We start from the raw sequence: 22,208 nt of genomic DNA, 5'->3' as shown, positions 1-22,208 counted from the left end.
AAATAATCCTGTAATGATAGTTTTTATAAATAAAAATTAATTGTATATATAGTTAAAACTAACCTGTATTTACCTTAGGAGATTTGATATCAACTTTCTTGTCTGCTTTAATTTCAGTTTCTTTTGACTTGATGTTAAAGCTATCACAGTCTATTTCGAACGTAGTTGTTTTGAATGTAATTTTATTTTTTTCTATTTTGATGCTGGATATGTCATTATCTAGAGTAATGTATTCTTCTTCAGAATCAATGCAAACTTTTAATTCTTTATTTTCTAAAGTTAATTTTTTTGACTTAAAATCCATAGTTATTTTTTGTATATGGCTTTGAGACTCGCCAGAAATCACGATTGTATCTTCATCTGCAGTAATTTTATGATTGAAAGGATTTGACATTGATTACATTCTCACATTAGTTTATTTAAATATATTGAGTAACACAAAATGATACTATCAGCACTATAAAGGAAGAAAAGACAAAGAAATTCTTTGGGGTCTTTGCCCAGAGCAGATTTTTTCTTGTATTCTGATTTAAAGTAAATTTTGTGGCCTTTAGTGTTGGTTTTATATAGAAAGCTAACTGTCTAATGTACATCAACCTTTTAGGGTTATTAAGATCATAACGCCCCCTATATCCATGCTCTAATAAAAAATAGTAAATTAAATATACAAAGTCTAAATTTTTTTTCCTTTGTAGAATTGAGTCAATATATTCATAAAATACATCACCAGCATTAGCCACATTAAATAAGTCAACTTGCATTGGTTTATAATTTAAATTATGTTCAATAGCTTTTAGGCTTAGTAATTCATCACAATAAGCGACAGTAGCAAAAATTATTAAATGACAAAAACTGTTATCAGTAGAGTCATTTTCTGATAGAAATATTGATTCTAATTTATTGATTTTCGATAATACGGTATTTCTGCATATATCAAACGTACTTTGTGATTCTGGTACAAAATCATCAACTGTATTAATAATGTTAAAAAAACATGTCTTCCACATAACTTTCTTCCTTTTGTTTATTTAAGGTTATTTTATTATTATCTAAGGTAAATTTATAAAACTTTTGAGAAGGCTCTTTTATATAAAAATTCCAATTATTAACTTTAGTCCCGGCATCTTGTAGCATAAAAAATACACTAAAATCGCCTCTTTGGTCTTTAAGTGTAATATCTTTTTTAACACCTGGAATTACTAAGTATGACAGATACAAAGGGGTAGTATCTTCTAGAATTTGGTTTTGTAGTTTATCTGGGGTGATTTTTTTGAAATCAACAATATTATCATTTTTATTTATAAGAACAAAGAAAGGAGCTCCTTTATTTACTTTTTTATTTGTTGCGATTTCAACAGTAACGTCTTTTGCACATGAGCACAAAAGAATTATTATTAACAATAGTAGGCATTTTTTCTTAAAAATCATAATATTCTCTCCAAATATTTACCACCATCCAAATAGCAATTCTGTAATTTACTGTTAATGCTGCATTGTAATGGTCCGTAGTCTATTAAACACATTAAATTATTAAACTTTAATCCAGAAAACTGGGACATTTCAATTAGTTTTTCTCTTAGCAACTTTATATCATTTCTATAATCATTCTCTTGATCTTTTAAATAAAAAGTAATCGCACCACAAACGTACAATTTAGATTTTATATCTATGCCTAGTCGTACCTCCTCTAAAACGCTTGCTTTAGTTAGTAAAGAAGTTTCATTAAGAATTGCTTTCTCATAACGGATATCTACAGACACTAATATCTTAGGAAATAGTTGAATAATTTGATCTTCCACTAAGCTTAACAAGTTCTTTTTATAATCTAGCGGAGAAAAAAACAGTGACGAATCTAAATAATACTTATTAAGATCTGTTAAACAAGGATACATGTAGTAATTAAAACTTTCAAACCACATGGTCCAAATTTTCCTTTCAAAATCCTTATCATAGCTAGCTATATATTCGATATTGCTATATAAATCATACATATCTGTAGTTTTATGAATAAAAAATGACGCATTTATATAAACTACTATTTCAGCATTTAACAACTCTACTTTATGGATTATATATTTGCTAGTAACCATATCCCAATTTATCTTATAATCCAGACGATGGTGAGGGTAAGCTTCTTGCAAGAATTTTATACAGCTACGATAGCTAAGAGGTATTTCTGTTATTTCCATTTTAAAAGCTCGCTTGTAATTTAACATCTAAATATGGTACGTTATGACTGATAAAAAGCTTAAGCTGATATACATAAAATGTTATCCATTTTTGTATAACTATATCATCAGTTATAAAATTTAATACGATATCTCTTTCTTTAACATCAACTCGGTTTAACAAGTAGCTTATTTTAATGTAAGCAAACTTATCAAAAAATGCTAATAAATGTTTCCACATGTCAATTGTCCAGCTAGTTAGCTCTGAGATATCTAATAATGAGATAAGAGCTCTTATCTTTATTTCATCAACGTTAGTAGACTTATTATAAATAGAACTAATCGCATTAATTTTATATTTGTTAATGTTATGCCCGTACCATCTTAGACTTGTATCTGTTGCATACAAAGAATCATCTAAGTTATAATCAATATACATAGAACCTGTTATATTAGTATTAAAATACTCTTCTATTTGGTTAAACTCAATTCCAATCTGGTTACCACTATATATAACACGATACGTACTAGGATCCATTAAATGATTATTTGAATACAATCCTCGTAATTCACAAGCTTGATACTTTAATTCAGTATCAGTTTTTAGCCAATATATATCATCATTACCATCTAGTTTAAAAGGTGTAATGTTTACTATAGCTTGGTTTATCATAGGAATTATATTAGTATGAAAACATTTTGTTAGCTCGTATTCCGGGGCACTTAATGTATTAAATTTTAGTTCTAAGTCTATTTTTTCAAAAGATATCTCTTTTATTTGACTAAAATCAATGCTGACTGTAAATTGAAGCCTTGGATCATAGATATTATTTTTAATAGCTAAATTTATTTTTTGCTTATACTGGTAGCCAAGTTCCAAATTAACTTCAAGATAACCTTCAACTGAACTGCTATAGTACGTTAGTTTAGCTTTTTTCTTTAGATTATTAAATATTTGCAAGCTTTGCTTAATATTATCAGTATCTGAGTGAATCCAAAACACTAACTTCTGATTAGCTAATGTAAATGTTTTATCATTATTGCAGAAAGTTAGTTTTATAGTGTCATCAGAAAGTTTTCGAACCCGTTGAACATCAAATGGCATAAGGCTAGTATCTAACATTGAAAACAAAGAACCTTGATAATTTGGACGACTAATCTGAAGCTCTTGATAAAGATCAATATATTCAGAATCATTGTTATATCCAATATCTGTAACCTTAAGGAAAACTCCCTTAGGGCAGGGTGTTAGTAAACTACTATATCGGTTTTGTATTTTGGAAGCATATATTTGGTGCGCGTATTTAACAAAGTTTGCGTTAGCGTTTTCTTTCCATTCTGATAACTTTGTTAATATATTATTTGCAACTTTATCAATTTCAATATTGTTATTCATATATTTCTCTGTTTGCTTTTTTACAAAAATATTAGTTTCTATTTTATTTATTAAACATAAAGCTATTTAAAGGAATATAGAAGCTGACATTTCCTTCCTTAAATTTCCAAGTAAATACATTGTTATTGTTTGAAGCTTGTTTCAGTAACTTAAAGCAAGACCAGCTTCCAGAGTTTGTGTTAAAGTTTAACATGTTATTATTTGTATCTACTATTTCAATACTACATACACCAGTTTCCCACCAGTTTATTTTAAATGTTTTCTTTATGTTATTTATTCCCATATTATAAATATTTTCATTGTCATAAGAAAATAAGCCAATATAAGCTAAAGGCTTATCTGGTTTTATATTCTGATTGTTTACAACTAAACCATTAACAGAACTAACTACTAAATCTAAAGGTTTTATAACACCTGATTTATCCCATAATGTATTTTTGATTTCTTCTAGTGCTAAATATTGTTTTTTATTACTTGGATATAGGTAGTTAATAATGTCTTCCTCTAATGCAAACTGAGTTTTTAATAAATGAATTTCTCCATCATAGGCACCGCCTTTAGCTAAGATCTCTGTCAAATATGTTGTTGTTGCTTCATCTGTTGAATTCACATTGAAAGGGAATTTGGAGTAAACATTATCATATATAGGAGATATATGTATCGTCCAATATTCGTTTACATATAAAGATATAAGTGAATTAGCAACCTCTCGAAGCTGTTTAATCGGCAATCTGACTATGGTAGATATTTTAGGATCTAAGTTAAGGCTAGAAATATATTTATCAAATTTCATGTCTATGTCTTTCTCTAATTCATTACGCTTCTCTATGTACGATTTAGGATCTGAGAAAAGTTTAGATAATATATCACCCATTTGTTCTAAAACTGCCTTATACTTATTTAAGGTCTTTTCAAAGGCGTTCAGACTATTTATATAAGAGCTTATAGTTTTATTATTGTTAGCAAAGAAGGATAAATTATTATTTACCTCGTTGATCAAATTATTTAAGATTTGTGATTTAGCTAAACTGTATAACTTATCTATACTTTCCTTACCTGATGGTGAAACTATATCGAGCTGTTCTTTTATGCGGTCTATATTGTAAGCCAAATACTTTAATTCATATGCACTTTTTGATCTAACAAAGAAAGCTTCTAAAACTTCTCTAAATTTATTATCTTCATAAAGTTGTATTGAATTGGCGTATTCGTTATAAAAGGGAAGAATTATGTTTAGGTAATACCTTTTAGAATACATTTTTGAGGGGTCATTATAAGGTAATATGTCAAGAGTGCCTAAGTTATTGATAACTATTAATATTTGTTTTAGCAAATATTCTTTATCTGCTTGACTCAAAAATTTAGTTTGTCGAGCGAATTCCTTTAGTATGTAACTAGTTGTATATAGATCATGTGAATTACGTAACTCTTTTAATAGTGTTATAGAGTTCAAGATAGCTAATTTATTGCTTAATGTAGTTATCTGCTCAGAAGTTAAAACAAGGTTAGAGTTTAGTAGCAGTGTTTTTGCAAAACTCCTAATATCTTTTTTTACCAAAGAATCGTTAACAACGTAGTTACTACCTAAGATATTTAAAAATAGTAATTCTGATATATCTGTATATAGCTTGCTTACAATCTCAGTATTAGTTTGAGCAATGTTGGTTACATTTTTTTCAGCGTCATCAAGTATTTGAGCTTTATTCAAAGCTATTTTATTGTTGTTAATCATGTCAACACTTAATTGAACACCTTGGTCACTTTTTACCCCAAATCTATCATTTAAAATATTAGAAGATATTATAACTGATAGAGGAAGATCCGTTAGGTCTGCCCAAAAAATACTACTTATAGGGATATTTTTATTTAAGAAAGATAAGGTTTTATAGTCCTTAATACTTGCTAATGCAAGCATATTAATGGCAGAAATTTTTGCATATTCTTGTTGTTTAAAGAAGCTTTCATAAAGGCTATTAGAGAAAACCCCATCATAATCTTTTTGATGATTCCTAAAATAAAGGGACGGGTTTACTGCTATAGAAAAACTCTCATTGAGAGTATGAAAGTATAAATCAGAAGTAAAGCTGTCCAATTTTAAGCTACGCGTTTCAAACCCATACTGAATTTTATTTTTAAGCTCTTGTTTCTCTGCCAGGTAAGCCATAGGTAATGATATTGCCATACCTAAACTTAGGACCGTTAATCCACCATACTTAATAATTTTAGAAGTCATGTAAATATCATTAAGATTATCATTCGATCCTACAAATCTATTAATATTTTCTCGTTCGATCAAATAAAAACCTTTAACTTTATGAACTGTTTTTTCTTCAAGACCAGAGTATAATTTTTGTAAGTAGGGAGTAACTTTTGTACAGTTCATTAGGAATTTGTACAATTCTGTAATTTCTTGGGTGTTAGATCCTTCATCCATTATCAAAGTTTTTAACTGGTCTTGAGTTAGCAGTGATTCTGCCCACCCCTCATCCGGCAGCGATTTTTGCCAAAAAGGAAAGTTAGAAAGTCCTTTTTGTAATTTATCCCAAGCTACTGCACCAGGAATCTTTTTATTATAAGTTAGAGCTATTTGTAAGGAAATTTTATTTCTAAAGATATTGGCTAAGATAGTTAATATTCGTATAATATTATTAATTTTTTTCTCATTTCTGTCAGTATCATTAAGGTGTTTAGTTAGGTCAACTTCATGTATGATACTATTTAATATCCCTTTTGAAAAAAACTTAAAAAAGGCTCTAATCTCTTTTATATCAAGGTTACTATTTAAAAACTGGTCAGGGTTTATAGATAGTATCATATTATCTGCTGCTGTAGTAAGTTCAAACCCTCTTTCATCAGTTACGGTTTCAGTTATAATAACCTTTTTCTTAAGCCTAAAAGAACTAAATATTTTATATTTTATAGGTAGTGTTCTTCGAAAATCACAATATATAGCTGTTAGTTCATTGACTTTAAATACGTTTAGTATAATTTTCCTATATCTGCCTAGGGAGTATTTTTTGAATACTTGCATTAACCAAATTCTTACTAATTTATAACTAGCGTTAATTATTATCGCTAGAGTAATCAAAATGAGTAGTATTTCCATATTATCCTCGTTACCTATTTTTCTGCATTAGAAATAGTGATGTTAAAACTTTGTGCATCAAAATTTAACTTTGTTTTTATATTTTTGTTTTTTGATTCAATAAAGAACTCAGACTTATCTTTTTCTTCACAAGATAAGTGTTCCATTTTTGTATAACTTTTATCATCCATACCCATAAATATTGTATTTCTACTTTCACCATCTGTAGTTTCAAAGTTTTTACTTTCCGTCACAGGGATCCAAACCACATCCTCTATATTTGAGTGTTCTTGAAATATATTAAGCTTAACAGGAGTTTTATTTTTCAGTGGCATAAATCCATAACCATTATTAAAAGAAAATGGCACAGAAATTTTACGTTGTTTTTCTTTTGTTTTAGGACTTAAACTTTCAGGTATAGTTACTAGGTAATACAAGCTTGTCGATGTTAATGGAGACATTGTATTTATGCCAACACTTTTTGCTAGAGAATCATTAATTTTACTTCTTTTAATTTCATCTTTATTTTCTGTGCCCAAGAAGTAATCTAATTTCTTATCATCATCAGTACCAAAGATTTCCCCGTAACTTTTTATCGCGGGGTTTTCCTTATTAAATACAGGATAATATCTAGCTATATTCTTTTTATCGTGAGCTTCAACGCTGATACAGAAGTCACCAGTTAACCTAAAATAATCTTTATGAAGATCCTTATCATCTTTGCCTAAACTCTTATTATTGTTTTTGATATAAACGTTTTTATTCTCCACCTGTGAATTAACATATTTAAGATGTGTTTTTAGGATAAAATAATCAGGGTACTGATATTCATCTATGTTTTTGGCATCATTTTTATTACCATCTTTTAGGCTTATGATATTCATAGGTAAAAAATTAATTTCTGTTAGGTGAGTCCTGAAATAAAGTTTATATGACATCCCGGTTTTTGAATTTAGCTCAATGTTCTTCTCATATTTTTTGACAAAAGCATCAAAGTCTTTTCCATTTGCATATTGGTAATTTTCTTGAACTTTTATTGGAGAATCTTTTGAGTTTTTAAATTCTAGATCTTTTGAATCTGCAGATTGTTTACTTTTATCCCAAAAAGAATTGTTGATAGTGTAACAAGCAAGATTACTAGAGTTCCTATTAAAATAAATACTATCGACATTAACTCTATCTATTTCGTAAGCATCTTTATTATCACAATCTTGTTTAAATTCATCTAGACTTTTAACGTTGTAGTTTTCGCTATCTTCATTATTATAAATGTAATAAGGCTGTAAATGATAATACTGGAAAGTGTTCATTATATATTTATAAAATGACCATTGACAACTTTTATCACAATTCACTGCTAACCACGGTCTGTTTTCTTTTATCTCAGGAGATAGAGGCTCTTCAAGCTTTAGTTCGAAAATCTTAGAAAAGTCTTTTAACATATCTTTTAAAATTTGCTGATAGCTTTTTTGAAAAAAAACTTTTTGTATATAATGATTACCAAAAAAAGCTTTGATAGAATCTGTGAATTTCACAGAGACTTCTAAATAACTTGAGCTTGGTTCGAATCTTTCAACTAGTTGACAGTGGCCATGTTCCGATGTATCAAAATAACCCAGTATTTGCCACTGGAACTCTTTATCTATTTCATATTTGTTATCTTTTATTATTTCTTGATAATATTTAAGCTTAATAGCAAAAAAATCTTCCTCTATAAGTTTATCCCACAAAGGTTCTTCACTTCTGTTATATGGCAAATGGAATGTTATTTCACCATTGAAACCGTACGTGTTAAAAGAGATATCAAAAGATTTTATATCTGAAGCATTTATCTTCTTTTCGCTATCGTTGTCTATAGTTCTATCATCTTTTAGAGTGAATATAGATACTTCTAAATATTTAGGTAATGTTGTGCTCATATATCTTCAAAGTCTAAAAATCATCGTTATCAAAATCATGCTGGTTCATATCATGATTATATTGGTGTTCAACATTATCCATACTATCTGCTCTACTGTAGTGGTCATTTGGGTAGCCATTAGATGTATTGTCTTTCTTCATAATATTTGTGTATTGCTCGAAGTCTAACTTAGAGAAATTTATTTTGTCTACCTCATATAGATTATCTAATAGGTTCCACAGATAGTGGTCTTGTAGAGTGGACATTTCTTCAATTTTTTCAAAGCCTTTTAATTTAGAATTTAAATAAGAATTAAAAAAGTTAGGAAAGTATACTAAAGGGTCAAAGTTTTCCATTTTAGACTGTATTTTTTTCTGCAATATAGCAGCAGGGAGAAAATTATTATTAATAATAAAATTATCAAACTGCTCAATTTCCTTTAGTAATTTATTCCATTCGTAACTGCCTTGAACTGCATTTTGAAGATCTGTGTTTATCAAACCTACTAATTGACTAGCAGCTAGATTTGACTGAACTTGAGTATTATCGGTTTCAATTTGAACACCATGATTACTAAAGTTGCTTATATTATTAGTATTACTATCAATATTTAGTTGTTTCGTTTTTATTTCTTGCCATTTTTGTAAAAACTTATTCAATAAAGCAAAATGTTCTTCCTCATCTAATTCTAATTTGCTGATTTGGTCAATGTATACTTTTATCGCAGCTATTATAGATGCTTTATCTTTAGATAAAAAAGCTTCTTTTGATTTTAAAAAATCTGCATGCGTGCACAGCATATTGTATAGCCATTTTGTGGCAGACTTATAATATCTGGGTTTTATTTTTTTTTGGTCAATAAGGTCTGTAAAAAATAAATAAATTTGATACAGTTCTTCTAGAATTAAGCTGTATTCACTAGCGTTCTGGCAATTAAACCATTTACAGAAAATCAAGTAACAAACTATTTTTGCATCTAGGCAGCCTTTATTTATAATGTTTATACATATGTCTTCAGCGGTTGTATAGTCTTCTTCACTAATGCAGATGTATGCTTGTTCAAACTCATCTGGTAAAGCAATATAAGCTACTTCTTCAACCTCATTAGCTTTTGATAATAAATCTAAAATACTCATAGTTAATCCTTTTCTAATCATATGCTATATATACTCTGTCAAACATGTTGTTTGATTCTTGAAAGCTTTTTATACATACGAGCTTGTCATGGAGTATTGCATTCCATCTATCTCCATAAGGCTTGATAAGTAAAGTTTTTTTTGCTTCTGGAAATATTTTTTGTGAAATGTTATCTTCAACACTATCAATTTCAACACCATTTATAGAGTTTATAACAATGTCTCTAATCTCAGATGGCGCGAAAACTTTCATTAGAGAGAGATCTAATGAATCCATATTTTGACTACTTTCAATGACTATATATTTATTGTTAGATTCAAAGAAGTTAGCTGGCAAGATTTTACTTCTATATATACCTTCCTTATATTCTAGAGGGCAAATTTTATGCTCTATTAGATTAAGTTTGCTTATTTGAGATTCTAACTCTTTAAGAGCTTCAAGTGTATTATAAATATCTAAACCATTTGGGACAAATAAATTGGGGTTTTGTCCTTTAAGGATAAAAGCTATCGAAGATAATCCTTGAATGCGGTTGATTATGTCTTTAAATAAAATAGAAGGTTGATCTTTTATATTAAGACTAGACTTAAGCCAATTATCTACCTCAGAAATTTTTAAATATAAATGCGCGTAGCGCCAGAAGTTATTAGTTTTGGAAACTTCTATATTAATAAAAGAATTAATTTCATTAATACAAGCTCCTATGCGGTTTAATATATCTTTGCTATATAAGTGTGGCAAAGCTATAAGTCTAGGAGAAAAACCTTGTTTTATCTCCCACTTATGTGTATTTTCAGCAAACTCTAAGTCCATTATTTTAAACGAAAACTTAGCCTCGTTATCAAATGATTCTGAAAAGTAGAGGTGTAGATATTCTAATTTAATATTAGTGCCGTTAATTTTTACATTTTCAACAATTTTTTCTTTGCTAATGTTTAAATGTAGTGATATACGATTATTGTTACTTTTTTTTATTAAATTATATTTCTCTACTTTAGCATTATGCCCTAGCACTACCGGCTTAAATTCCGGAAGCACTAGAACAAGTCTTCTTAAATCAACAACGTTATAAACAAATTGTTCCATATCTAAAGATATATCAAACAATCCATCACTGTAATTAAGAAGTTTCAAAGAAATGTCAGTATTTAAATCCAATATTCCATCTTGTTGACAAGAGAAATGCTCAGGTGATAAATACTGACCTGGTTGCCAGTGTATTAATGACATGTTATTTACCTGCTGTTGGATCACCCATTTCTATAACTTGAGTAGATTTTTCTTCATTTGTTGCTGGGATGCTAAGCTGAGTGATACCTTTTATAAGACCATGACGAATATGAAGTCTTTGTAACCCAGGATGTGATCCACCTTCAACTGAATAGTCATCAGCCGACACTGATATCTCGAGATTGGTTTTTACATCAAACACGCTTGCCCATGTGGTTCCATTCTTACCTTCAAATGCTATTTGCTCTTTATTTAATTTTCCTGGTTTTAGAGTAACAATTAAGGTGTCTGCGCTACCTTGTTTTTTCTCAATTTTAGTTTTTGATGATAAGCATATCGTGAAATCATAAACTTCACCAGGATTAGATCTCGCATGAAGCCCTAAGATAGCACCACTAATAGCTATTGTTGAACCATCGTCTTTTTTTCTATCATATACACCAGCTATATTTTCTATAGTTACCTTTGAACTACCAGATTTTATTTCAAGTCCTCCTTTTTCAATCAACAGTAAAGGGGTTTCAGTTTTGACAAACATCTCACTTTCTGCACACCCAAAATAACTGTCTATTTCTAAACCTCTTCTATCGTATTTTACACATTCTGTAGGTCTCATTTTTACTCCTCTAAAGTTTGTTTTTATTTAGTTTATATATTTTACGAGTCTAAACGTGTATCTATTTTCATTGTTACTTCCATACCTTCAAATTTGATATGTGGTAAAACTTCAATATGACATTTGTAGTGACCCGCCATACCCCTATTCTTTTCTACTCCTACATCTACTTTCTTAAATGGATAGTAAGATTTAGTTAAAGAATTAGGATTTGGTGCTGTAGTTACATACTGATTTAACCATGATGTTAAACTGTTTTTAACTACGGTTTCATCAGCTTCTGAACCTATAACATCTCTTGTCATACATTTAACATAGTGTGCTATTTTTGACATAGAGAATGTATAAGGTAACTTGGTTACCATTTGGCTATTTTCTGAATCATTATCGTTTTCAAACTCTTCTGCTAACTTAAGTGATTGAGCACTAAAAAAGCAAGCATTAGCAGTTTTCTTCTCATAAACCAAAGGTATAAATCCTGCTTTAGCTAAGCCATATTCTTTATGATCTGGGATCAAATAATTAGTAGGTAAAACATAAGCGTTAGCATCATGACTGTTATAGTTATATATAGGCAAGCCTTCTACTAATCCACCACTTGTAGGTCCGCAAATAGATTGACACCACCCAGTTATGTTAAATGCTCTGTATAGGTTTTTAGCAAATAAAATAGCTGCGTTGCCCCACAAACAACTTTCGTATGGTTTAGAAATATCTACTCTTTCTTTAAAGTTAGAGATGACACCTTTACCTACGGGATTTGTATCTGGATGATATGGAGCTCTTAGCATAAAATTAGGTAATGTTAGACCAATATAGCCAGCTGATTTGGTTTTTCTAAAAGCATTCCATCTGCCAAACCGCGGATGAGCCATCATGCTATCTATATCTTTTATCTCAGAAAGTGAATTATAATTTTCTCCACCAAAAAACTTAGGAGAAATTGCAGATATAAAAGGAGCATGCGAGGCTTCAGCTATTTTACCCATAGTCATAAGCCACTCTATATCCTCTGGAGTCTTATCAAACTCATAAAGTCCTATTATAGAACCAAAAGGTTCCCCGCCGTACTGATCATACTCATGTACATATGTTTTTTGGAAAAGATCACTACTTAGTATATCTGCTGCGTTCATTTCAAAATCTTCAGCTAGCTCATCTTTATCTACATCTAAGATAGCTAGTTTAGTTTTATTATTATCTATAGAACCTGCTAACTCATAAACACTACGCCAAGTTTCTTCTAGTTTTCTGAAAGTATCGTCTCGTATAACTTCTTGAACTTGTGAGCATATAACATTATCAATTTTATCCATTAGTTCTTGAGCAGATACCTTATTTATAGAGTCCTTTGAATTAGAAAGCAAAAAAGCTAATGCTGATAGCATTCTGCCTTCATAATCTGTTGACTCAATAGTATCAATACTTCCATAATTAACTATTTCAAAATTTTCTTTAGGCTCCAAGTTTGCTGCCTGCAAAATATCACTACAAGATGCTAGTTTCTCTTTTATTTCACTCATATATTTACACCTCTTTGTTTTCTGAAGAATTTTCTATGCGATACCCATTATTATCCTCTAGCTTCAGCTGTTTTATTAAGCTTTCTAAAGATTCTGGATCAGCTGATAAATTATTCACTAGATTTCTAAATTTTCTATTGTTATCAATTAGTGAAATGTACTCTTTTAAAAGTTCCTTTACTTTCAATAATTTTGAAAGCTCAGGTATATTTTGAGCTATATTGTTTGGGTTAAAAGACTTCATAGACTTTAGAGGGATCTTCACGTTTAGTACACCATTTGCTGGTTCCACATGGTTTTCAACGTTAATATCAAGTTGTATGCCCATTTCTTGCATAACAGAATCTAGGTTATTACTTTCTATTTCATATACCTTACGATTTGCTAGTTCTTGAGATTTTTCTTTTGAAGAACCTTTAGAGAAATCTCCAATAACTAATTGTTTAAGTGGCAACTCTTTAGCTTTTTTTGTACCACTAACTTCCATTTCATACGTGATATTGACACGAGATTTAGGTATGGTTTCATTAACTGACATGATTTGTATCCTACTCCTTTGGTTTGTTAAAACTTTTTTTTAACTTAATCTTTTATGATAGTAGTTGTATTATATAAATATATTTTTATTTAATCAAGTAAAAATTGTTATTAATTTTATTTGCTTTAAAAATATTTCTATTTCTGTGTGACTAATTTAATTAAAATTACCTTATATATTAAAATTTTAATCTTGCTCTTGAATATAGTTTTAAGTAAATATGTATATTATTTTGGATCTTTTGGGGTTTTATTCCCTGTCCCTTGGGGCGTATAATAATAGGGGTTATGAGAAGGTTATGAGTAGCTACATAAAGAAGAGTCATAGCGTAACAGTTTGTTATATCATATCATTTTGTTTTTTCTGCTAGATATAGATGAGTAATATTTGATGATTCGGTTGATTTAGTATTATCAAAAAGCTGTATAGAACTAGAATCTAGATGTCAGCTAAACTTTATAGAGATAGGTACAGATAAAGACCATTTATATTTTTTAGTTCTGTCAGTACCTAGCTACAGTGTTACTAAGATATTAACTATTAACAATCTTAGAATAATGAAAAGTAAAATAGTAAGAAATATGTTCAAAATTTGTTACTATGTTAAGAAGCGATATCTAATTACGTTAAATACCCCATTGCTTACGGCGGGGTAGTTGATTCAACAGTCTCTTACACTAAAAGAATACTGTCTTTGCTAAATTATAAAGTATCACAAAATGCTAAATTTTGAGGTATGGTGGCTTTTGGTTTTTACCACCAAGAGAATAAATTAAGATTTGAGTAAAAAATTCTATTAATAGCTAAAAGCTTTTTTGGTAGCAATTTTAGCTCTTTTAATAGCTAAACGCTTAGCTATTTTTCTTTTTTCTGTTGGTTTTGTATAGTGTTGTCTATCTCTTAACTCTTGCTTTATACCTGCTTTTTCACAAGCACGTTTAAAGTTTCTTAGACTTATGTCAAATGGCTTGCGTTCATCTACTCTAATACTAGGCATTACAGCACCTCAATATTTATAGCTTCAGGACCCTTCCTACCTTCTTGTGTTTCAAAAGCAACCTGTTGACCCTCAGAAAGAGTTGAGCCATTTAGTTTAGTAATATGTACAAAAACGTCTTTGCTTCCATTTTCAGGTGTTATAAATCCAAAACCTTTTTGCTCGTTAAAAAATTTAACTGTACCTTGTAATTTATTGTTCATTTTATTCTCTTTAATTTTTTATTAGTTTATTATTATCCAGATATTGAATCTGACTAGTTGTATGGACTGAATAATGACAATTTTATATTCAAACAAAAACTGAAATTACATATGAAAAATCAAATCAATGATGTTTCTCTTATCCTTACAAATATGATGATATTATAAAATTGCTATAAAAGATAGTAAGAACAGTAATTTCTTCCATATATAGAGTTTTTTTTACTAATTCGTTATGCAAGTATATTAGAGCTATTAAAAAAAATCATCACTTATTAATATTTACTATATATAAAAGCTCCTATATTTGTATATTCTTACTTTAGTAAAATGGCTATAGATATGAGATGATAAACATTGTAACTATCGATTTAAGCTTATAATTAAACTAGCTATAATAAAAATTTATTGGAGCAGATAGGTGTCAGATTGTATAGGTAATTTAGCATTCGATGGCTATTATTTTAAACCGTAATTAAATATAGGAAAAAAATGAAAATTCTATTGGCAACATTTAAGGAAAGAAAAATATGTGTTATAGATGGGTATATTTTTTACCTATCAAGTGGTAAAAATTCTGCTAAAGCTGGGTTTGCTAATACTTGGGTTCCAATACGAGGTTTAGAGGAATCAGGAATTGGTTCGTTCGTTAAACCATATATTCCTAATAGAAGTTTACCTAATAGCGAAATAATTAAATTAGTGATGGGTGATGAATTTTTTCGTTATTATGAGGAGAAAATCGGGCCTGAATATGAAGATTTTCCTGATGAGCTACTAAAAGAACAATTTTGTAGGCTAGGAAATATAAAAGCGGCTTGTATTTCACTTAAAATTGGGAGCGGCTTTTGGGAAAAAAGAGGGTACAAAGATGATTCTCAGAAAAAATATTATCCAAGTACTGCCGAGATAATAAAAGAATACTTAGAAATTTCAGGGTATCTTTATTTGGATAACACAGATTATAATTTTGTCGATACTGGTAAGGTATTTAAATCATATAGGGAAGCTCTTGATTGGCTTATAATTGAACAGAGTGCTATACACTACAGTAATAGGTTTCCTTCGTCAGAAGAGATTTTAGAGAATAAAACAAAACAAAAGAAAGGATTTATAAATACTCGACGAGATAACTTTTATAATGAGGGTGATTATAAAGAAGAATGTCTAACTCCAACATTCCCTGGGCTAAATGAACAGTGGTATAAAGAGCAGCAAACACAAATTAAAGCAGCTACAAAAATTCAATCTATATATAGAGGGCATGCGACTAGAAACGCTATGGAATTGAAAAAAAAGCAATTTTTTAAAGAAAAGGTAGCTATAAATAAAGAACCTAATACTAAACTTTATCGAGATAAACAAAAAGGTGGAATAACTATAGGTAGAGGAGACGATGTTAAATTTTATCCAAATAAGCAAAAAGGTGGAGTAACTGTAGGTAGAGAGCATAATGCTAAATTTCATCCTATTTGTGTTTATTGTAAAGGGGCTGGTTTTATTGGACAAAATATTAAATGCACTTGCTGTAATGGATTTGGCTATGTATAGTTATAGTGTGAACTTAAGGATTCTAAAGCTCTGTAAAAGTATAACTAGATATACTATAATATAATGTAGTTAATTTATTTCAGATAAAAATTGTATGTTAATCTATCTTTTTAAATGGCTTAGTCAGTATTTTTCGGCTTTTGAAGTATTCAGTAGTTATGTTTCTATGAGAATACTTATGATTGCTATTACATCATTACTTATAACTTTATTACTTGGTTCCCCCATGATACGCTGGCTTCAAAAAATGCAAATCGGGCAAGTGGTTCGTGATGAGGGTCCAAAAAGTCATTTTTCAAAAAAAAATACTCCTACCATGGGGGGTGTCTTAATTTTATTATCTATAGTTATATCATCGTTATTATGGGGTGATTTAAGTAGTATCTATCTTTGGATCCTAATTTTTGTAGTTTTATTCTTTGGAGCTATTGGTTTTTTTGATGATTACCTAAAGCTTGTACTTAAGCACCCAAAGGGGCTACGAGCAAAACATAAATTTGCTTTACAATCATTTTTTTCTGTAGTTTTAGCGATAGTATTATTTATCCTTTTGGAAAAAAATGGCCAAATGAACTTATCTATTCCATTTTCTAAAGATTTATACATCCCTATGGGAATAGTGCTTTTTACAATATTAACTTTTTTCATTATAAACGGTAGTAGTAATGCTGTTAATCTAACAGATGGTTTAGATGGTTTAGCAATTTTGCCAGTTGTGCTTGTTGCTGCTGGATTAGGGGTATATGCTTATATTGAAACTAACTATAATTTGTCAAACTATTTTTTATTTAACTACCTCAGTAAACAGGGTCTTGCAGAAGTAGCTGTATTTTGTGCGGCAATTTGTGGGTCTGGTTTGGCTTTTTTGTGGTTTAACTCTCATCCAGCTGAAGTGTTTATGGGAGATGTAGGCTCGCTCACATTAGGAGCTGTGCTTGGTGTAATAGCTGTTATGATTCGTCAAGAGTTAATATTCTTTATCATGGGATTATTGTTCGTGGTAGAGGCTATTTCTGTAATCCTCCAAGTAGGGTCATATAAGCTAAGAAATGGCAAAAGAATTTTTAAAATGGCTCCGATCCATCATCACTTTGAACTAAAAGGTTGGCCAGAAACAAAAGTAGTAGTACGCTTTTGGATAGTTTCAGTGGTATTATTTCTAATAGGCTTAATTGCTATTAAGGTTAGATAGTGTCTGACTTTTATTTCAATGGATGTAAAATCAATAAAGTTTTACTAGTAGGATTTGGAACTACCGGAAAAGCTATATATGATTTTTTGCAACAGTTTAGCAACTTAAAGATAGATATTTCTCATAATGATCAAGAGTTTCTAGATTATAATTTAGGCAGTTATGATCTAGTAGCATTAAGCCCAGGTATTCCAATTAATAAGCACCCATATAGCCAGCTTAAAGACTATAAGAATAAATTAACTAATGATATAGATATTTTCTATAAGCAAATAGAACATACAGATGTAAAAACTATAGCAATTACTGGCTCTAATGGTAAAAGTACAATAGTAACACTACTTAACTATGTCTTAAATCAATTAGGTTATAAAAGCATCCTTACTGGTAATATTGGTATATCGCCACTTTCTAAACTAGCAGATGAGTTTGATTTTTGTGTAATAGAATTGTCAAGCTTTCAAATTGATTTATTACAAAAAGCAAATTTTACAATTGGGTGTGTGATTAATATTTCACCAGATCACTTAGATAGATATAAAGATTTAGCTGAATATACTCAATCAAAGCTAAATTTAGAAAATTTCAGCAAAGATTTTATTATTTATGATGTTGATGGCAAAGGCTTAAAATATACTGGAAAATACACTCTAATAGATAATAGTATTTACAAAGGCTCTTTAAAGCTACTAGATATATCACAAACGCAACTATTTGGGCTCCATAATTTAGAAAATATAATAGTAGTGCTTAATATTTTGGAAAAACTAAATGTAGATATCAGCAAAGCTATTGGAGTAATAAAAACTTTTAATGGTCTTGAGCACCGTTGTAAGTTGGTTGATAGAGTTAACCAAGTTAGCTATATTAATGATTCTAAAGGGACAAATGTCGGTGCTACAATAGCAGCATTAAAAAGTATTACAGTTAATAAAAATATTATCCTTCTATTAGGAGGTATAGCCAAGGGTGGTGATTTTACCTTGATGAAAGAGGTTTTACAAAAATCTGTCAAATTTGTAGTTATATACGGTAGAGATAGATATTATATTAACCAACAGATTAGTAACTACTGCGAAAATCAACTTTGTGATAATATGAAGGATGCTTTTAATTTAGCACATCAGAAGTCTCAAAGTGGAGATATAGTGTTGTTATCTCCAGCATGCGCTAGTTTTGATGAGTTTAGTGGTTATGCTGAACGTGGTCAAGTGTTTGAAAAATTGATTCTACAGTTGAAACAGTAATTAGGAAACCAACTTAATGTTATATAGACTAAAGCTTTTATTAACAAGACAAAATGCAAAAACAGAAAGGGTCAGGGCAAAGCTAGAGATAGATATTTCACTAGTTTTTATAATGCTAGGGCTACTTACATTTGGATGGATTATGGTAACTTCTGCATCCATGGTTGTTGCAATGAATGATTATAATAATCCTTTTTTTTACTCTATCCGTCAGGGTTTTTTTGCTATTGTATCGGTATTTTTATTTTTAGTAGCTCTATTGGTTCCTACAAAAAATTATGAGAAAAACTTTAATGTTTTCTTTTTTATAATGCTTATAGTGCTAGTGGCTGTATTAGTGCCTGGAGTTGGTAAAAGCGTTAATGGAGCAAGACGCTGGATTCCTTTGGTAATTATTAATATTCAAGTTGCAGAATTAGCTAAACTTTTAGCTATAATATTTTTCTCTGGTTATGTTGCTACAAATCTTCAGAAAATGAGAAATTTTAAAGAAGGCATTCTAGTGCCTATAACTTTATTAGGGTGTATAGCAATACTTTTACTTATGCAGCCTGATTTTGGTTCAACGGTGGTTATATCGATCTGTGTTTTAGGTATGCTTTTTGTTGCAGGCAGCAAAGTACGATGGTATGGTTTGCTTTTAGCAGGCATGTTAAGTATGGCAGCTATGTTAGTAATTATATCTCCATATCGTATGCATAGGATTACAGGCTTCTTGGATCCTTGGGAAAATGCCAACGGCTCAGGCTACCAGCTGGTACAAGCACTTATTGGGTTTGGTAGAGGAGGTTGGTTTGGTGATGGACTAGGCAATGGAGTTCAAAAACAGTTTTTTTTGCCAGAGGCTCATACTGATTTTATCACATCAGTTATAGCTGAGGAGATAGGCATAGCTGGTCTAATGATATTATTGGTAGTTTATTTATTTATAGTTTTAAAGGCTATTAACATCGCTAAGCTAGCATTTGAGTTAAAGAGATATTACCAAGCATTTTTAGCTTATGGTATAGGCTTTTGGATGGGTTTTCAGGTATTTGTAAATGTGGGAGTTAATACAGGAATATTGCCAACAAAAGGTTTAACGTTACCATTTATAAGTTATGGGGGTAGTAGCTTGTTAATCATGTGCTACACAATTGGTATCTTGCTTAGAATAGATTTTGAAAACAAACTCTTAGCAGACACTATCAATCCAAAATATATATATATAAAAGTTAGTTAAAAGTTTAGTACCTATAATTTAACTTTATTTACTTTAGTCTGGTTTATTAAATAATCTGAAACTGTTGATTTAATCGCAAAAGAGTTCATTGAGCTTGTCTAAATGGGTTTGACAAAACCATAAAAATATTAGGCTTTGACTTCGCTCAGCCAACTTGTTTTTTGTTGCTATGGTCACAAAGCTCAAACAGTTGTAGCTGTCATTGGCTTTACAGCCGCTAACCGCAATGTGCTAATTGGTAAAATAATTTTCTAATTGATGTTAGATTATAATATTCGATGTAATAAATTAACAAAAAAAATATTTGAGTATTGATATTATTATTTATATATTAGTTTTATTGATAAATTACTTATTTTGGCTATAATTATATTTAAGACTTACGAATGTGATATTTACAAGGAAAATATTTTTAATGAGTTACTACAAAAACTTAATAGAAAATATAAAAGATATTTCAGAAAAATGTGATTGGAGTGATTATTATACCGCTTTAGACTTACCACAAACACAAGACTTAGATTTCGGTCTCGCTGTTTTATGGAGTCGAGCGTACCTATATCACCATCTTGAGATATTTGACGAAACGATAGGTAGGCTTACAAAAGGCATCGTAAATGAGCAGTTTAATGATACTGGGTATACCAAATTAGCTGACTTTATTAAAGCTGTATCTGATCATGCGCAACGACCGAAAAGTATAGATGGACATGTTGGTGATAGTTTGTTTAACCGATTTACGTCATTACGATTTACTTTAGATGAGTTAAAGGACTTAAGTAACTTAAAAAAAGGGGAATCAATTTATAGTACCTCGTTTTTTCGAGCAAATCATGTAACAATATTTGATAAACCTTTTATTGGAACTAAACAAGATTATAAAAAGTTTTTAAAGCTACTAGTTGATAGCCTTTCTAGCAGTGATTATGATACTTGTATTCACTTAAATGGTATGGAACATAACGTGGTAGTTGCAACTACTGCTAATCAAGATCTTATAAAATTGTTTGAGCCTAAAAAGTTAGAAGTGGTTGCGTGTAAACCTGTTGATTATTCCAGGTACCAAACTGAATCTTTGATTGATGATATTTTGAGGACTCTTAATTCTGAGGTAGGGGTGCCTACGAATATAATACCTGGACAACAACCCCTTTTTACTTTAAATGTATTAGTTTATGCCGCGGATGACATTAGTAAAAGCTTAGTTATTAACTCTTATAAAGATAGGCTTGATTCGGACCTCCAACAGAAACTTAGAAATGCTAGGCTTGATATACTCAATGAGTTAAACGGATATATAAATAGCTGGAGGTGGAAGCATCACAAAAAGCGCGCAACTTATACTAGAAGTAAAATAAGTGCAATGAATAATAATATGGAAGATGTTTATAATTTCATTACAGAAGAGCTTTCTATTTTAAATAGGACATTCGAATCGAGTGAACAAGGAGGAGAAAAACATTACAAAGATAATAGACTATCATCAGCATCAACTCACAGTTTAGAAAATTCAGCATATAAAAGGATTATTAGTGAATCAATAGAAAAATTTAATAAAATTTATTCAGAGAAAATAATAGGAAATATATATGATTATGAGAACGGAGTACTAAAAAATATTTATGATAAAGGATATTACACAGATCGTCGTTTCCTATATATTGCCTGTTATCATGGCCATACAAAAATAGTTGAAGAATTAATGAACCGTGAAGTGGACATAACCATTCCATCAGGACCTAATGGACAAACCCATTTATTTATTGCCTGTAAAAAAGGTCATTTAGAGATAGTTAGGCTATTATTAGGTAGATACGAAGATCGAGATTCATCGCATGAAGAAGAAAAACGAGAAAGTTTTTATAAAAAAAATATCAGTACATCACAAAAAATAGTAGATCCTAAGCAAATCAGAACAAATGTAAGCTTGGCAAGGCCAATTAAATTTGTTAGCCCTTTTCAAAATAAAAGGAAAAAGCTAAAGAATTCAGAATTAAACTCGCATAGAAAAGATAAAAAAACCGCTTTATTTATTGCTTGCCAATATGGACGTACAGAAATAGTTAAGCTATTAATAGAAAAGGGCGCTGATTCAATCAAGGCTGCAGAGGATAGACAAACCCCTATGTCTATTGCAGGAAAAAATGGTTATCAAGATATAGTTGATATATTGAGCAAAGCAGTAGTTAGGTAGTGTTTGTCA

The 22,208-nt window shown here is 30.0% G+C and carries 20 protein-coding genes; 6 read left to right on the top strand and 14 right to left on the bottom strand.

Annotated features, from left to right (window positions below):
• Positions 1 to 58: 58 nt before the first annotated feature.
• The 12 genes from SD28_RS07290 to tssB are packed head-to-tail and all read right to left on the bottom strand — an operon-like array spanning position 59 to position 13,593.
• Entirely contained in the window at positions 59 to 394 is a 336-nt protein-coding gene (locus SD28_RS07290) for a hypothetical protein (protein WP_039125502.1), read from the bottom strand.
• Positions 395 to 419: 25 nt separating this feature from the next.
• A complete protein-coding gene (locus tag SD28_RS07285; RefSeq protein WP_039125500.1) occupies positions 420 to 1,007 on the bottom strand; it encodes a DotU family type IV/VI secretion system protein in 588 nt (195 codons plus the stop codon).
• Positions 985 to 1,428: a type VI secretion system lipoprotein IglE gene (gene iglE, locus SD28_RS07280; RefSeq protein WP_039125498.1), complete on the bottom strand. Its 444-nt coding sequence runs from the start codon at positions 1,426 to 1,428 to the stop codon at positions 985 to 987. Before iglE ends, SD28_RS07285 begins: the two co-directional genes overlap by 23 nt.
• A complete protein-coding gene (locus tag SD28_RS07275; protein WP_157698644.1) occupies positions 1,425 to 2,189 on the bottom strand; it encodes a hypothetical protein in 765 nt (254 codons plus the stop codon). Before SD28_RS07275 ends, iglE begins: the two co-directional genes overlap by 4 nt.
• Position 2,190: 1 nt before the next feature.
• Entirely contained in the window at positions 2,191 to 3,564 is a 1,374-nt protein-coding gene (iglH, locus tag SD28_RS07270; protein ID WP_039125493.1) for a type VI secretion system baseplate subunit TssF/IglH, read from the bottom strand.
• Between the two features lie 43 nt (positions 3,565 to 3,607).
• Complete coding sequence (locus tag SD28_RS07265; protein ID WP_039125491.1) at positions 3,608 to 6,670, bottom strand: hypothetical protein; 3,063 nt, start codon at positions 6,668 to 6,670, stop codon at positions 3,608 to 3,610.
• A gap of 14 nt (positions 6,671 to 6,684) precedes the next feature.
• Positions 6,685 to 8,568 (bottom strand): hypothetical protein, encoded by a 1,884-nt coding sequence (locus tag SD28_RS07260; RefSeq protein ID WP_039125489.1) that lies wholly within the window; start codon positions 8,566 to 8,568, stop codon positions 6,685 to 6,687.
• 13 nt (positions 8,569 to 8,581) lie between these two features.
• Positions 8,582 to 9,685 carry a type VI secretion system protein IglI family protein gene (locus SD28_RS07255; protein WP_157698643.1) on the bottom strand — a complete coding sequence of 368 codons (1,104 nt, stop codon included), beginning with the start codon at positions 9,683 to 9,685 and terminating at the stop codon, positions 8,582 to 8,584.
• A 13-nt stretch (positions 9,686 to 9,698) separates the two neighbouring features.
• Positions 9,699 to 10,916: a type VI secretion system baseplate subunit TssK gene (gene tssK, locus SD28_RS07250; RefSeq protein WP_039125484.1), complete on the bottom strand. Its 1,218-nt coding sequence runs from the start codon at positions 10,914 to 10,916 to the stop codon at positions 9,699 to 9,701.
• A 1-nt stretch (position 10,917) separates the two neighbouring features.
• Positions 10,918 to 11,532: a hypothetical protein gene (locus SD28_RS07245; RefSeq protein ID WP_039125482.1), complete on the bottom strand. Its 615-nt coding sequence runs from the start codon at positions 11,530 to 11,532 to the stop codon at positions 10,918 to 10,920.
• A gap of 41 nt (positions 11,533 to 11,573) precedes the next feature.
• Positions 11,574 to 13,055: a type VI secretion system contractile sheath large subunit gene (gene tssC, locus SD28_RS07240; RefSeq protein WP_039125480.1), complete on the bottom strand. Its 1,482-nt coding sequence runs from the start codon at positions 13,053 to 13,055 to the stop codon at positions 11,574 to 11,576.
• Positions 13,056 to 13,059: 4 nt separating this feature from the next.
• A complete protein-coding gene (tssB, locus tag SD28_RS07235) occupies positions 13,060 to 13,593 on the bottom strand; it encodes a type VI secretion system contractile sheath small subunit (protein WP_039125478.1) in 534 nt (177 codons plus the stop codon).
• 383 nt (positions 13,594 to 13,976) lie between these two features.
• Here tssB and SD28_RS08295 point away from each other — a divergent pair, with 383 nt between their 5' ends.
• Entirely contained in the window at positions 13,977 to 14,249 is a 273-nt protein-coding gene (locus SD28_RS08295; RefSeq protein WP_407636829.1) for a transposase, read from the top strand.
• Between the two features lie 140 nt (positions 14,250 to 14,389).
• Here the strand turns inward: SD28_RS08295 and rpsU are convergent, their stop codons facing one another.
• Positions 14,390 to 14,590 carry a 30S ribosomal protein S21 gene (gene rpsU / locus SD28_RS07230; protein WP_039125476.1) on the bottom strand — a complete coding sequence of 67 codons (201 nt, stop codon included), beginning with the start codon at positions 14,588 to 14,590 and terminating at the stop codon, positions 14,390 to 14,392.
• A complete protein-coding gene (locus SD28_RS07225; RefSeq protein ID WP_039125473.1) occupies positions 14,590 to 14,793 on the bottom strand; it encodes a cold-shock protein in 204 nt (67 codons plus the stop codon). The genes rpsU and SD28_RS07225 overlap by 1 nt, the downstream gene beginning before the upstream one ends.
• 492 nt (positions 14,794 to 15,285) lie before the next feature.
• On the opposite strand from SD28_RS07225, the gene SD28_RS07220 reads away from it, so the two are divergent.
• From SD28_RS07220 to SD28_RS07200, 5 genes are all read left to right on the top strand, one after another.
• Complete coding sequence (locus SD28_RS07220) at positions 15,286 to 16,344, top strand: IQ calmodulin-binding motif-containing protein (RefSeq protein ID WP_039125471.1); 1,059 nt, start codon at positions 15,286 to 15,288, stop codon at positions 16,342 to 16,344.
• Between the two features lie 94 nt (positions 16,345 to 16,438).
• Positions 16,439 to 17,536: a phospho-N-acetylmuramoyl-pentapeptide-transferase gene (gene mraY / locus SD28_RS07215; RefSeq protein ID WP_039125469.1), complete on the top strand. Its 1,098-nt coding sequence runs from the start codon at positions 16,439 to 16,441 to the stop codon at positions 17,534 to 17,536.
• Positions 17,536 to 18,783: a UDP-N-acetylmuramoyl-L-alanine--D-glutamate ligase gene (gene murD, locus SD28_RS07210; protein WP_039125467.1), complete on the top strand. Its 1,248-nt coding sequence runs from the start codon at positions 17,536 to 17,538 to the stop codon at positions 18,781 to 18,783. Before mraY ends, murD begins: the two co-directional genes overlap by 1 nt.
• Before the next feature lie 16 nt (positions 18,784 to 18,799).
• Positions 18,800 to 20,005, top strand: a complete 1,206-nt coding sequence (gene ftsW / locus SD28_RS07205; RefSeq protein WP_039125465.1) for a putative lipid II flippase FtsW — start codon at positions 18,800 to 18,802, stop codon at positions 20,003 to 20,005.
• A gap of 415 nt (positions 20,006 to 20,420) precedes the next feature.
• Positions 20,421 to 22,199, top strand: coding sequence for an ankyrin repeat domain-containing protein (locus SD28_RS07200; protein ID WP_039125463.1), 1,779 nt, complete (start codon positions 20,421 to 20,423; stop codon positions 22,197 to 22,199).
• The last annotated feature ends 9 nt before the right edge of the window (positions 22,200 to 22,208 follow it).

The sequence above is a fragment of the Allofrancisella guangzhouensis genome, assembly GCF_000815225.1.
Lineage (GTDB): Bacteria > Pseudomonadota > Gammaproteobacteria > Francisellales > Francisellaceae > Francisella > Francisella guangzhouensis.
The sequence above is the reverse complement of the archived record's forward strand: the minus strand, read 5'-3'. Positions and strand labels throughout refer to the sequence as shown.